Source organism: Rhizobium sp. CAU 1783, from assembly GCF_054551725.1.
Genome location: NZ_JBTOLM010000003.1, coordinates 465,130 through 477,407, shown reverse-complemented (window position 1 = coordinate 477,407; position 12,278 = coordinate 465,130). Strand labels below are relative to the sequence as shown.

12 protein-coding genes are annotated in these 12,278 nt (G+C 62.7%); 3 read left to right on the top strand and 9 right to left on the bottom strand.

What is annotated here, in order from left to right:
• Positions 1-9 precede the first annotated feature (9 nt).
• The 7 genes from sufA to ACX93L_RS16090 form a co-directional block, all read right to left on the bottom strand.
• Entirely contained in the window at positions 10-402 is a 393-nt protein-coding gene (sufA, locus tag ACX93L_RS16120; RefSeq protein ID WP_169588289.1) for a Fe-S cluster assembly scaffold SufA, read from the bottom strand.
• A 79-nt stretch (positions 403-481) separates the two neighbouring features.
• Positions 482-862: an SUF system Fe-S cluster assembly protein gene (locus ACX93L_RS16115; RefSeq protein WP_459405758.1), complete on the bottom strand. Its 381-nt coding sequence runs from the start codon at positions 860-862 to the stop codon at positions 482-484.
• 10 nt (positions 863-872) lie between these two features.
• Positions 873-2,117, bottom strand: coding sequence for a cysteine desulfurase (locus tag ACX93L_RS16110; protein ID WP_459405757.1), 1,245 nt, complete (start codon positions 2,115-2,117; stop codon positions 873-875).
• Positions 2,110-3,387, bottom strand: coding sequence for a Fe-S cluster assembly protein SufD (sufD, locus tag ACX93L_RS16105; protein ID WP_459405756.1), 1,278 nt, complete (start codon positions 3,385-3,387; stop codon positions 2,110-2,112). Before sufD ends, ACX93L_RS16110 begins: the two co-directional genes overlap by 8 nt.
• A gap of 30 nt (positions 3,388-3,417) precedes the next feature.
• Entirely contained in the window at positions 3,418-4,173 is a 756-nt protein-coding gene (sufC, locus tag ACX93L_RS16100) for a Fe-S cluster assembly ATPase SufC (protein WP_459405755.1), read from the bottom strand.
• Positions 4,174-4,250: 77 nt separating this feature from the next.
• Positions 4,251-5,720, bottom strand: a complete 1,470-nt coding sequence (gene sufB / locus ACX93L_RS16095; protein WP_459405754.1) for a Fe-S cluster assembly protein SufB — start codon at positions 5,718-5,720, stop codon at positions 4,251-4,253.
• Positions 5,721-5,865: 145 nt separating this feature from the next.
• Positions 5,866-7,032: a cysteine desulfurase family protein gene (locus tag ACX93L_RS16090; protein ID WP_459405753.1), complete on the bottom strand. Its 1,167-nt coding sequence runs from the start codon at positions 7,030-7,032 to the stop codon at positions 5,866-5,868.
• A gap of 215 nt (positions 7,033-7,247) precedes the next feature.
• Between ACX93L_RS16090 and ACX93L_RS16085 the strand changes: the two genes are divergently transcribed.
• Both ACX93L_RS16085 and ACX93L_RS16080 read left to right on the top strand, forming a co-directional pair.
• On the top strand, positions 7,248-7,925 hold the full coding sequence (locus ACX93L_RS16085) for an alpha/beta hydrolase (protein WP_459405752.1): 678 nt from the start codon (positions 7,248-7,250) through the stop codon (positions 7,923-7,925).
• A gap of 170 nt (positions 7,926-8,095) precedes the next feature.
• Complete coding sequence (locus ACX93L_RS16080) at positions 8,096-8,959, top strand: patatin-like phospholipase family protein (protein WP_459405751.1); 864 nt, start codon at positions 8,096-8,098, stop codon at positions 8,957-8,959.
• Between the two features lie 21 nt (positions 8,960-8,980).
• Here the strand turns inward: ACX93L_RS16080 and ACX93L_RS16075 are convergent, their stop codons facing one another.
• Together ACX93L_RS16075 and ACX93L_RS16070 are read right to left on the bottom strand one after the other, a co-directional pair.
• Positions 8,981-9,511, bottom strand: coding sequence for a GNAT family N-acetyltransferase (locus ACX93L_RS16075; RefSeq protein WP_459405750.1), 531 nt, complete (start codon positions 9,509-9,511; stop codon positions 8,981-8,983).
• Positions 9,508-10,653 carry an anhydro-N-acetylmuramic acid kinase gene (locus ACX93L_RS16070; RefSeq protein WP_459405749.1) on the bottom strand — a complete coding sequence of 382 codons (1,146 nt, stop codon included), beginning with the start codon at positions 10,651-10,653 and terminating at the stop codon, positions 9,508-9,510. The genes ACX93L_RS16075 and ACX93L_RS16070 overlap by 4 nt, the downstream gene beginning before the upstream one ends.
• A gap of 129 nt (positions 10,654-10,782) precedes the next feature.
• Here ACX93L_RS16070 and tyrS point away from each other — a divergent pair, with 129 nt between their 5' ends.
• Positions 10,783-12,039 (top strand): tyrosine--tRNA ligase, encoded by a 1,257-nt coding sequence (tyrS, locus tag ACX93L_RS16065; protein ID WP_459405748.1) that lies wholly within the window; start codon positions 10,783-10,785, stop codon positions 12,037-12,039.
• Positions 12,040-12,278 lie beyond the last annotated feature (239 nt).

The following is a 12,278-nucleotide window of genomic DNA, read 5'->3' as shown; positions in this document are numbered from 1 at the left end:
CGATCTGAACTAGCCGGCGAGCGCGGCGTCCTGTTTCTGGCGGGCGAGTTCCGCGAGATCGGCGGCCTTCAGCTCGACCGATTCGCCGCAGCCGCAGGCCGAGGTCTGGTTCGGATTGCTGAAGGTGAAGCCGGACCGCAGCTTGGTGGTCTCGAAATCCATCTGCGTTCCGAGCAGATAAAGGACTGCGGCCGGATCAACCCAGACGCTTGCGCCATCGCGCTCGATCAGGTCGTCCTTCGGGTTGGGCTCGGTCACCAGATCGATGGTGTATTCCATCCCGGCGCAGCCACCCTTCTTGATGCCGACGCGAACACCCCTGGCGTCCGGTCCGGAGTTTTCAATGATCGCGCGGACGCGAGCTGCCGCCGCATCCGTCATGGTCATCACCTGAAAGCCCATTTCGTTTCTCCAATCGCCTCCGGGTTCAAGGCCCGTGGTTTCGCGAGTCTACCAAATGTAGTGGGCGACTTGTCTTCTATCAATACCAGCCGACGGCGACTTGCGCCTCTTCCGACATGCGGTCGGGGGTCCACGGCGGATCGAAGGTCATCTCGACCTCGACGCCGGAAACGCCTTCGACCGCACCGACGGCATTCTGGACCCAGCCCGGCATCTCGCCCGCGACCGGGCATCCGGGAGCCGTCAGCGTCATCATGATCTTGACCATGCGGTCGTCGTCGATGTCGATCTTGTAGATCAGCCCGAGTTCAAAGATGTCGGCCGGAATTTCCGGGTCGTAGACCGTCTTCAGCGCCGCGATGATGTCGTCGCTGAGGCGTGCCACCTCGTCCTGGGGAATGGCCGTATGGACGATCCCGTCGCGGACGTCCGGCTTCGTTTCGCTTTCGTTGACGCTCATCGACGTTTCCTCACGCGAAAAAGGTGCGGGCATGGTCGAGCGCATCAGCGAGCGCATCGACTTCCGCACGGGTGTTGTAGAGACCGAAGGAGGCCCGGCAGGTCGAAGTGACGCCGAAACGGGCCAGCAACGGCTGGGCACAATGGGTACCGGCGCGAACCGCAACGCCGCGACGGTCGATCAGCATCGACACGTCATGGGCATGGATGCCGGCAAGTTCGAAGGAGAAGATCGCCCCCTTGCCCGGCGCGTTGCCGATGATCCTCAGCGAGTTGATCGCCGACAGACGCTCATGGGCATAGGCGCGCAGGCTTTCTTCGTGGGCGGCGATGGCCGAGCGGCCGAGGCTCTCCATGTAGTCAAGCGCATAGCCCAGGCCGATCGCCTGGACGATCGGAGGAGTACCTGCCTCGAAGCGATGCGGCGGATCGTTATAGGTGACCTTGTCTTCCGTCACCTCGACGATCATCTCGCCGCCGCCCATGAAGGGCCGCATCTCAGCCAGCCGTTCCTTCTTGCCGTAGAGCACTCCGATGCCGGAGGGACCGTAGAGCTTGTGGCCGGTGATCGCATACCAGTCGCAATCGAGATCCTGGACGTCGACCGGCATGTGGACGGCGCCCTGCGACCCGTCGACCATCACCGGAATGCCGCGTGCATGGGCAATGCGGCAGACTTCCTTGATCGGCACGACGGTGCCGAGCGCGTTCGACATGTGGGTGATCGCGACGAGCTTGGTGCGCTCCGTCAGGCATTTCTCGAAGGCCTCGAGATTGAAGGAACCATCGTCATGAACGGGAGCCCAGACCAGCTTTGCACCCTGCCGTTCCCGGATGAAATGCCAGGGCACGATGTTGGAGTGATGCTCCATGATGGAGAGCACGATCTCGTCGCCCTCGCTGATATGGGTCATGCCCCAGCCATAGGCGACCGTGTTGATCGCCTCGGTGGAGGACTTGGTAAAGACGAGCTCGTCGAGCGAACCCGCATTCAGGAATCGGCGCACCTTTTCGCGCGCCGCCTCATAGGCGTCGGTCGCGGCATTCGACAGGAAATGCAGGCCGCGATGAACGTTGGCATATTCGTTCGAATAGGCATGCGCCACCGCATCGATCACCAGCTTCGGCTTCTGCGCCGAGGCGGCATTGTCGAGGTAGACTAGCGGTTTGCCGTAGACTTCACGCGACAGGATCGGGAAGTCGCGGCGGACGGCCGCGACGTCATATCCAGCCTGTGCGGGCAGATGATCAGCCATGGTGTTCCAACCAGTCGGTGATGAGCGCTTCAAGTGCTTCGACCAACGCCTCGTCGTCCAGTTCCTCGACGATCTCGGCGACGAAACCGTTGATCAGCAGGGCCCGCGCCTTCTTCTCCGGAATGCCGCGCGACATCAGGTAGTAGAGGTGGGTCTTCTGGATGTCGGCAACCGTCGCGCCATGGGCGCACTGCACGTCGTCGGCGAAGATTTCGAGCTCGGGCTTGACTGAGAACTCGGCCTCGTCCGACATCAGGAGCGTGTTGCAGGCCATGCGCGCATCGGTCTTCTGGGCATCGGGCGCAACCCGGATCATGCCCTGAAAGACGCCCCGGGCGCGGTCGAACACGACGCTGCGGATGATTTCCGTAGACGTGGTGTTCGGCACGTCGTGACCGAGCGTCATCGTCAGGTCGGTGTGGCTCTCGCCGCCGAGGAGGTTGACACCGCGAAGCGTGAAATCCGCGCCCTCGCCGGCCGTCTTCACGTGCACTTCCTGGCGCACCAGCTTGCCGCCGGCATTGATGACGAAGAGGCGGAACTTCGCCTCCGCGCCAAGATCGGCGCGGATCTGGCCGAGATGGCTGTCGGCATCGCCTTCGCCCTGAAGAATGATCCAGGTCACTTCCGCGCCGTCCTCAACCTTCAGGTCGGCAACGACGGAGGCGAGTGCGGCAGCATCGCTCTGGCCGATGTGGCGCTCGATCACCGTCGCCTTGGAGCCCTTGCCGAAGACGGCCGGGAAGCGCAGGTGGATGTGGCCGGCGGCGTGAACCGACTGCAGTTCGATCGGAGCCTCGATCTCCGCGTCCGCGGCAATGTCGAGAACATAGCCGTCACGCACGAAGGCGCCGTTGATGCGGCCGATGGTGTCGTCGGCGTTGAAGGCGGTCAGGCCTGGCGCCGCCTCACCGCTCAACAGTGCGTCGCGGTAGAGCGAGACGCTCAGGCCTTCCGGCAGCGCGGCCGGCGCCTTGGCGACGCCCTGCAGGACCTGCAGCACGGTCGCCCCGGCAACGAGCGGGGAAACGCCGTCGGCAACGGCCTGCGGTGCGTCGGCCGGCAAAGCGCGCAGCAACGTCTTCAGGTCGGTGTAGTGGAAGGTCTCGACGCGGCGCGTCGGCAGGCCCTGACGCTTCAGCGCATCGAAGAGATCGTCTCGCTTCGAGATCACGGCGCCGTCGCCCGGCAGGCTGCCGATCTGGTTGGCATAGGCGTCGATGAGCTGGGTCTCGGCTGCGGTGAGCCGGTTGGCCGCTTGCAAGGTCATCGTTGCAACTCCTTCAAACTCGGCCCGAACTCAGGCGGCTGCACCGGTGATGTCGGCATAGCCGTTGGCTTCCAGCTCGAGCGCCAGCGACTTGTCGCCGGTCTTGACGATCTGGCCCTTGTAGAGGACGTGGACCGTATCCGGCACGATGTAGTCGAGCAGGCGCTGGTAGTGGGTGATCACGACGGTTGCGCGATCCGGACGCTTCAGCGCGTTGACGCCGTCGGCGACGATCTTCAGGGCGTCGATGTCGAGGCCGCTGTCGGTTTCGTCGAGGATGCAGAGCTTCGGCTCGAGCAGTGCCATCTGCAGGATCTCGGCGCGCTTCTTCTCGCCGCCGGAGAAGCCTACATTCAGCGGACGCTTCAGCATGTCCGGGTTGATCTTCAGCTCGGCAGCGGCTTCCTTGACGCGGCGCATGAATTCCGGCGTCGTCAGTTCGTCCTCGCCACGGGCCTTGCGCTGCGAGTTCATCGCAACCTTCAGGAACTGCATGGTGGCAACACCCGGGATTTCGACCGGGTACTGGAAGGCCAGGAAGATGCCCTTGGCGGCGCGCTCGGCCGGATCGAGCTCGAGAATGCTCTCGCCGTTGTACAGAATGTCGCCTTCGGTGACTTCGTAGTCCTCGCGGCCCGACAGGATGTAGGAGAGCGTCGACTTGCCGGAGCCGTTCGGCCCCATTATCGCAGCGACTTCGCCGGCCTTCACGGTCAGGTTCAGGCCGCGGATGATCTCGGTGCCGTCTTCGGCGATGCGGGCATGGAGGTTGCGAATTTCAAGCATGTTCATATCCTTCCGGACGAATGTGGTGGCGCGCCAGAAAGCGCGGAGAATCGATTTCGGCGAGGTCGAACGGCGGTTTAGCCGACCGAACCTTCCAGCGAGATGCTGATCAGCTTCTGCGCCTCGACGGCGAATTCCATCGGCAGCTGCTGGATGACGTCGCGGACGAAGCCGTTGACGATGAGAGCGATCGCCTCTTCTTCCGGGATGCCGCGCTGCATGGCGTAAAACTTCTGGTCCTCGGAGATCTTCGAAGTCGTCGCCTCGTGTTCCACCTTGGCGGTCGAGTTCTTCACCTCGATATAGGGCACGGTGTGGGCGCCGCAGGTGTCACCGATCAGGAGCGAATCGCAGTTGGTGAAGTTGCGGGCGTTTTCCGCCTTGCGGTGCATCGAGACCTGGCCGCGATAGGTGTTCTGCGACACGCCGGCCGAGATGCCCTTCGAGATGATGCGGCTTCTGGTGTTCTTGCCGAGATGGATCATCTTGGTGCCGCTGTCGACCTGCTGATGGCCGTTGGAGACGGCAATCGAGTAGAACTCGCCCTGGGAATTGTCGCCGCGCAAGATGCAGGACGGGTATTTCCAGGTGATCGCCGAACCGGTCTCGACCTGGGTCCAGGAGATCTTCGAATTCTTGCCGCGGCAATCGCCGCGCTTGGTGACGAAGTTGTAGATGCCGCCCTTGCCGTCCTTGTCGCCCGGATACCAGTTCTGGACGGTCGAATACTTGATCTCGGCATCATCGAGAGCGACGAGTTCGACGACGGCTGCATGCAGCTGGTTCTCGTCCCGCTGGGGCGCCGTGCAGCCCTCGAGATAGGACACATATGCGCCCTCCTCCGCAATGATCAGCGTGCGCTCGAACTGACCAGTGTTCTTCTCGTTGATGCGGAAGTAGGTCGAGAGTTCCATCGGGCAGCGAACGCCCTTCGGAACGAAAACGAACGAGCCGTCGGTGAATACCGCGGAATTCAGCGTCGCATAATAATTGTCGGTCACCGGAACGACGGAGCCCAGATATTTCTGGACGAGTTCCGGATATTCGCGGATCGCCTCGGAAATCGACATGAAGATTACGCCGGCCTTCTTCAGCTCTTCCTTGAAGGTCGTCACGACGGAGACCGAGTCGAAGACCGCGTCTACGGCGATCTTGGAGGTCTGCACACCGGCGAGAATTTCCTGCTCTTTCAGCGGAATGCCGAGCTTTTCATAGACCTTCAGCAGTTCCGGGTCGACCTCATCGATCGACTTCGGGCCCTCCGTGCCCTTCGGCGCGGCATAGTAATAGATGTCGTTGAAATCGATCTTCGGATAGTTCACCCGTGCCCAGGTCGGCTCTTCCATGGTGAGCCAACGCTTATAGGCATCGAGACGCCACTGAAGCATCCAGTCCGGCTCGCTCTTCTTCGCGGAGATGAAACGGATGATATCCTCCGACAGGCCCTTGGGCGCCTTGTCGACTTCGATCATCGTCTCAAAACCATACTTGTACTGGTCGACATCGATCTGGCGGACCTGATCGATCGTTTCCTGCACAGCAGCCATTCGCGTTCTCCAATCTTGCCGGGTCAAAGTCCGGCAGCTTGTCAACGTTTGAAGCGGAAACCCGCCCTTATGTAGTCGCCAAAGGCGTGTTTTTCACCCCTTATGGCAAGGAGAAAATTGGGATTTGCCAATTTTTCCCTGTCTTTCATGCCGCCGCGCCGGAAATCTTCCGGCGCGCGGCAATCTTTGTAAATATCTCGACTGCGCGATCGATTTCCTCGACCGTGGTCGCAGCCCCCAGCGAGATGCGCAACGCACCCGTCTTCGCGTCCTGGCCCATGGCGGTCAGCACATGGCTCGCGCCGACCTTGCCGGACGAACAGGCAGCGCCCGCCGAGAGGGCGACGCCTTCCAGATCGAAGGCGATCTGCCCGGTCTCCGCCTTCAGCCCCGGCAGGGTGAAAAAACTGGTGTTTGCCACCCGTGCCACGTCCGCTCCGTGGACGACGAGGTCCGGAGCCGCGTTTCGCATGCCTGCTTCGAGGCGGTCACGCAAGGCGCCGATTGCCGCATTTCGTTCGTCGAGGCCGACTCGAGCCCAGGCGGCGGCGGCTCCGAAACCGGCGATCGCGGCCACGTTTTCCGTTCCGGCGCGATGGCCCTTTTCCTGGCCTCCACCGCGCACCAGCGGAGACGGCATCAGGGTCTCTCCACGGGCGATCAGGGCACCGGCCCCTTTCGGTCCGCCGATCTTGTGGGCCGACAGGATTAGGAAGTCGGCGCCGAGATCCTCGACGTCCAGAGCCATCCGGCCGGCGGCCTGTACACCATCGACGAGGATCAGTCCGCCGCGGGCATGAACAAGGCGGGCCGCCTCGCGGACCGGCTGGATGATGCCCGTCTCGTTGTTGACAGCCATCACGGCGACCATCGGAAGGCCGGTTTCACCGTCATGCGCCTCGAGAAGCGCTTCGAGGGCGGCAAGATCGATCAGACCCGAAGCGGTGGCCGGGATCTCGGCGACCTGGTCCGACGCGAAACGGCCGCCTTCGCGAACGGCGGGATGCTCGATGGCGGATACATAAAGCCTGCCGATCTTGAGGGGCGCCTTGCCCATCCGGAAGACCGGCGACAGCACCAGATTGGCCGCCTCTGTCGCACTGGCGGTCAAGACGACATTGGCGGCCGCCGCGCCGACGAGTGCGGCGACGTCGCGCCTTGCCGCCTCGATCACCGCGCGGGCGGCGCGCCCCTCGGCATGGACGGAAGACGGATTGCCGGTCAGAGCCAGGGCGGAGATCATAGCCTGCCGCGCGCCCTCCAGAAGAGGGGCGGTCGCATTCCAGTCGAGGTAGATGCGGTCCTTGGCCATGTCACACTAGCGTCGCAGTCCCGGTCACGGGAAAGCGCATTTTCCTTGAAATTTCCGTCGGGCTTGTCCTATGACACGTTCGACCATGGTTGGACAGCCAATCCAGTTTCGAACGGTTCTAAATTGCGTTTTATGAAAGTTGACTGGACTCGTCAAGTCAACGAACTGAAATGCGTTTCGAAGAACCCCAAAAACACGCAGGGACCGGAGTTTCAATGCCCGAAGTGATTTTCAACGGCCCGGCGGGCCGCCTCGAGGGACGTTACCAGCCTTCAAAGGAAAAGAGCGCGCCGATCGCGATCATCCTGCATCCGCATCCGCAGTTCGGCGGCACGATGAACAACCAGATCGTCTACCAGCTCTTCTACATGTTCCAGAAGCGGGGCTTCACGACGCTTCGCTTCAACTTCCGCGGCATCGGCCGCAGCCAGGGTGAATTCGACCACGGTGCCGGCGAGCTTTCCGATGCCGCGTCGGCGCTCGACTGGGTGCAAAGCCTGCATCCGGATTCCAAGAGCTGCTGGGTCGCCGGGTATTCCTTCGGCGCCTGGATCGGCATGCAGCTCCTGATGCGCCGTCCGGAGATCGAAGGCTTCATGTCGATCGCGCCGCAGCCGAACACCTATGACTTCTCCTTCCTCGCCCCCTGCCCGTCGTCCGGCCTCATCATCCACGGGGACTCGGACAAGGTCGCTCCGGAAAAGGACGTCCAGGGCCTCGTCGACAAGCTCAAGACCCAGAAGGGCATCCTGATCACGCACAAGACCGTGCCGGGCGCCAACCACTTCTTCAACGGCCAGGTCGAAACGCTGATGGCCGAATGCGAAGACTATCTCGACCGCCGCCTCGAAGGCGATCTGGTCCCGGAACCGGCGGCCAAGCGGATTCGCTGAGCGCCGTTCACCCAATACTTACTCAACGCCGTCCGCAAAGGACGGCGTTTCTTTTTTGGCGCCGGGTCGGCGGCTGCCCAAAACACTCCAGGCGTTGACAAAGGACGGCAGATCGTTCTGAGTTGAACAATCGATTTGTTCCTTTCCGTCAGATTGTCGATCCGGCCACCATGTCCGACACCTTCTCCTTCGATGCGATCGGCTTTGCCGGCGGTGGAAACCGCTGCTACTGGCAGAGCGGCTTCTTCAAGGCTTTTACCGAACGTCATCCCCAGCGACCGGACTATTACGTTGCCGTCTCGGCGGGCGCCTACCACGGCGCGATGAACCTCGCCGGCGTGGGCGACCGGGTGCGTGATGCCGCCTTTGCCTTTGCCGAACGCAACACGCCGGACATCGACTGGTCGCAATTGCGCCTTGGGCGTTCGCCGCTGGTCGTCGGCGGCCTTTTCCGCGCCTTTCTCACCCAGCAGTTCGGGGAGGAGGAACTCAAGGCGCTCAAGACCGCTCCGCCGATGCTGATCCAGCTTTCCTGCCCGCCGGCGTGGATGCCCGGCGGAATCGCCGCGCTCGGGTCGATCGCGGCCTACCAGATCGAAAAGCGCCTGACCGGCGGGGCGCATTCCAAGGCCGGCCGCTATCTCGGGCTGAAACCCGCCTGGGTTTCGACGCACGAGCTCGCAACGGCCACAGACCTGGTCGACGCCATAATGGCGACCTCGTCGGTCCCTCCCTTCATGCCGGTCGGCCGACTTTCAAGACGCCCCCATCTCGACGGCGGCCTCGTCGACAATCCGCCGACGATCAGGCTTCGGCAGAGCGAACAGGCCGGCAAGCGTACACTGCTGATCACCACGCGGCCCGGCCGCCTGCCCCAGCCATCACCCGGCCGGATCGTCATCGGGCCGAGTACGGACATCCCGGTCAACAAGTTCACGGTCGGCGACGCCGCCGGGCTTCGGCAGGCGTACGAGACAGGACTTCGCGACGGCGAGACCTTCGCACGCAAGCTCCCGGAACTATTCGATGCCTGATGCGCGGGTTCAGTTGAATGCTCAGGCCAGCTTCCAGGTCGACCTGTCGATCTCAAATCGTCGGCAAGGGACGCCATCGATGACGATCGGCTCACACTCCCGCATGCCGATCTTCTGCATCACGCGGATCGAAGCACCGTTTTCGGTCTGGGCAAAGGCCGTGAAGTGGTCGGCGAAACCCTTCTCGAAAAACCAGCCTGCGAGGGTTCTGGCAATCTCGGTGGCATAGCCCCTGCCCCAGGCCTCGCGGCAGAAGGAATAGCCAAGTTCGAAGCCTTCCGTTTCGGGATACCAGGAGAACCCGGCCCGGCCGACAAAATCCCCGCTTTCGCGCTCGACCAGCTTGAACTTGGTGACGCCATGCTGCCGGTAGTCATTCATCCAGAAAGCGAGACGGGCTTCGGCCTTTTTCAGGTCCCACGGTTTTCCGCCCGACAGGTAACGCGCCGTCTCAGGCGTTCCATGCAGCCTCTGCACCAGAGCGGCATCGTCTAACCGCCAGTTCACGACATCAAGCCGCGCGGACGACAGGATTGGCCGGTAGGCGCTCATCGTCCCACGTCGCCCGACAGCCTAGGAGACCGCGCCAGCACGCCGCCGGTGACGGGTTCGCGAACACCGGTCGTTCCCGGAAAGGTCAGCGGCAAGCGACGAAGAGACCGGGCGGCGAGATAGGCCCAGGCCTCGGCCTCCATCGCATCGCCGTCGAAACCCGCCTGCTCGGCGGAGAGCACGACTGATCCCGAGCGAGCGGCCAGCGTCTCCAGGTCCTTCATGATTACCCGGTTGTGACGTCCCCCACCGCAGATGACGAAGGTTTTGGGCATATGTTCGAGATGGCCGGCGGAACGTGTGATCGCGGCGGCCGTGACATAAGCGAGCGTGCGCGCGCCGTCGTGCAGTTCCGCCTCGTCGGACGCCGGCGGGCGGAAGTCGTTGCGGTCGAGCGAGCGGCGCTTTTCCACGGTGAAGAAGGGATGGTCGAGATAACGTTCGGCGAGCGGCACCAGAACGGTGCCTTCCGCCGCAATCCGGCCGCCCTGATCGTAGGGCACGCCGGCCTCGGCCTCGACCCACTGATCGATCAGCGTGTTGCCCGGGCCGCTGTCATAGGCCCGCAAGCCGCCCTCGTCGTCGATTGCCGTCAAGTTGGAGATACCGCCGATATTGACGAAGCAGATGCCGCCTTCGCGGTCGCTAAGGGCTGCGGCAAGTGCCCGGTGGTAGGCCGGCACCAGCGGTGCACCCTGGCCACCCCGGCGCATGTCTTCGGCCCTCATGTCGTAGACGACATCGATCCCGGTTTCGCGCGCCAGCAGCGGCCCGTCGCCGATCTGGACTGTCAGGGCCTGTTCCGGCCGGTGCAACACGGTCTGGCCGTGGAAACCGACCACATCGACATCGCCGGAGGAAATGTCGAACTTCGCCAGGAATGCCTTGACCGCATCGGCATGGCGAAGGGTCAGTTCACGCTCCAGGTCCGCAAGGCCACCCGGCCGCTGGCTGCGCTCGGTTATACCCCGTGCATCCTCGAGACCCTTCTTCAAGCGGTCGCGAAAGGCGGGCTCGTAGGGCACGGCAAGAAACGGCCCCCGCTCGACCACAGTCTCCCCGTCCGTGGTCAACATCGCGACATCGATGCCGTCCATCGATGTGCCGCTCATCAGTCCGATCGCTCTCGTCAGCTGGGCCAAGGTCTCGCATCTCCGATTCGAATGATCCCGATGACCAACATTCATGGCCGAAACGGGTGCACTTTTCAAAAAACAATGCTAAAGCGCCGGCGATTTCCCGTTTTGCACGAGTAAGAAAGCCTGAAGGCCATGACGAAGTTCAAGTCCGATTTCCTCCGCACCATGCACGAGCGCGGCTTCATTCATCAGATCTCCGATGAAAGCGGCCTCGACGACCTGCTCGCCAAGGAAACCGTGACGGCCTATATCGGCTTCGACCCGACGGCCCCGTCGCTCCATGCCGGCGGCCTGATCCAGATCATGCTGCTGCACTGGTTCCAGGCGACCGGCCACCGACCGATCTCGTTGATGGGCGGCGGCACCGGCATGGTCGGCGATCCCTCCTTCAAGGAAGAGGCCCGCCAGCTGATGACGGTCGACACGATCGAGAGCAACATCTCCTCGATCAAGAAGGTTTTCTCGAACTACCTCGACTACGGCAAGGGCCCGAAGGGTGGCGCCCTGATGATCAACAATGCCGAGTGGCTGCGTTCGCTCAACTATCTCGAATTCCTGCGCGACGTGGGCCGTCATTTCTCCGTCAACCGGATGTTGTCCTTCGACAGCGTCAAGACGCGTCTCGACCGTGAACAGTCACTGTCGTTCCTCGAATTCAACTACATGATCCTGCAGGCCTACGACTTCGTCGAACTGGCCAAGCGCTACGACTGCCGGCTGCAGATGGGCGGTTCGGACCAGTGGGGCAACATCATCAACGGTATCGACCTCGGTCACCGCATGGGCACGCAGCAGCTCTACGCGCTGACGTCGCCGCTGCTCACCACGTCTTCGGGCGCCAAGATGGGCAAGTCCGTAAACGGCGCCGTGTGGCTCAACCCGGACATGCTGTCGGCCTATGACTTCTGGCAGTACTGGCGCAATACGGAAGACGCGGACGTCGTGCGCTTCCTCAAGCTCTACACGACGCTGCCGATGGCAGAGATCGGCCGGCTGGCGCAGCTCGGCGGCTCCGAAATCAACGAAGTGAAGAAGATCCTCGCGACCGAGATCACCGCGATGCTGCACGGCCGCGAGGCGGCCGAGCAGGCCGCCGAGACTGCCCGCAAGACCTTCGAGGAAGGCGCGCTTTCGGAAAATCTCCCGTCGGTCGAGGTTCCCGCCGGCGAGCTCGACGCCGGGATCGGCCTCCTTTCGCTGATCGTCCGTGCCGGTCTTGCCGCTTCGAACGGCGAGGCTCGCCGCCACGTTCAGGGTGGCGCGGTCAAGATCAACGATGCTGCGGTCAGCGACGAGCGCATGTCGGTCGGCAGTGCGCAGATGTCCGGCGACGGCGTCATCAAGCTGTCGCTCGGCAAGAAGAAGCACATCCTGATCCGCGCGATCTGATCCCGACGGAGCGTTTCTCAAGGCGGCCCGGCTTCGTCCGGGCCGCCTTTTTTTGTGGCCTACCGCCCGCCACTGGCCCAAATTCGGACATTCCGCGTCCTTCGGCGAAAAAAATGGACTTTCTCAGAAATTTTTTCGGCCTCGGAATCTGCATTTTTGCGGCCGTCGACGAGCGGAAACCAACGGCAGATCGGTGCAAGCGCGGTCCGCCGGCGGACACATCACACCTTGCACGCGAA

What these genes read in the sequence shown, in the direction of transcription:
- sufA (WP_169588289.1), bottom strand. Translation starts at nt 402, where the DNA reads ATGGGCTTTCAGGTGATGACCATGACGGATGCGGCGGCAGCTCGCGTC.
- ACX93L_RS16115 (WP_459405758.1), bottom strand. Translation starts at nt 862, where the DNA reads ATGAGCGTCAACGAAAGCGAAACGAAGCCGGACGTCCGCGACGGGATC.
- ACX93L_RS16110 (WP_459405757.1), bottom strand. Translation starts at nt 2,117, where the DNA reads ATGGCTGATCATCTGCCCGCACAGGCTGGATATGACGTCGCGGCCGTC.
- sufD (WP_459405756.1), bottom strand. Translation starts at nt 3,387, where the DNA reads ATGACCTTGCAAGCGGCCAACCGGCTCACCGCAGCCGAGACCCAGCTC.
- sufC (WP_459405755.1), bottom strand. Translation starts at nt 4,173, where the DNA reads ATGCTTGAAATTCGCAACCTCCATGCCCGCATCGCCGAAGACGGCACC.
- sufB (WP_459405754.1), bottom strand. Translation starts at nt 5,720, where the DNA reads ATGGCTGCTGTGCAGGAAACGATCGATCAGGTCCGCCAGATCGATGTC.
- ACX93L_RS16090 (WP_459405753.1), bottom strand. Translation starts at nt 7,032, where the DNA reads ATGGCCAAGGACCGCATCTACCTCGACTGGAATGCGACCGCCCCTCTT.
- ACX93L_RS16085 (WP_459405752.1), top strand. Translation starts at nt 7,248, where the DNA reads ATGCCCGAAGTGATTTTCAACGGCCCGGCGGGCCGCCTCGAGGGACGT.
- ACX93L_RS16080 (WP_459405751.1), top strand. Translation starts at nt 8,096, where the DNA reads ATGTCCGACACCTTCTCCTTCGATGCGATCGGCTTTGCCGGCGGTGGA.
- ACX93L_RS16075 (WP_459405750.1), bottom strand. Translation starts at nt 9,511, where the DNA reads ATGAGCGCCTACCGGCCAATCCTGTCGTCCGCGCGGCTTGATGTCGTG.
- tyrS (WP_459405748.1), top strand. Translation starts at nt 10,783, where the DNA reads ATGACGAAGTTCAAGTCCGATTTCCTCCGCACCATGCACGAGCGCGGC.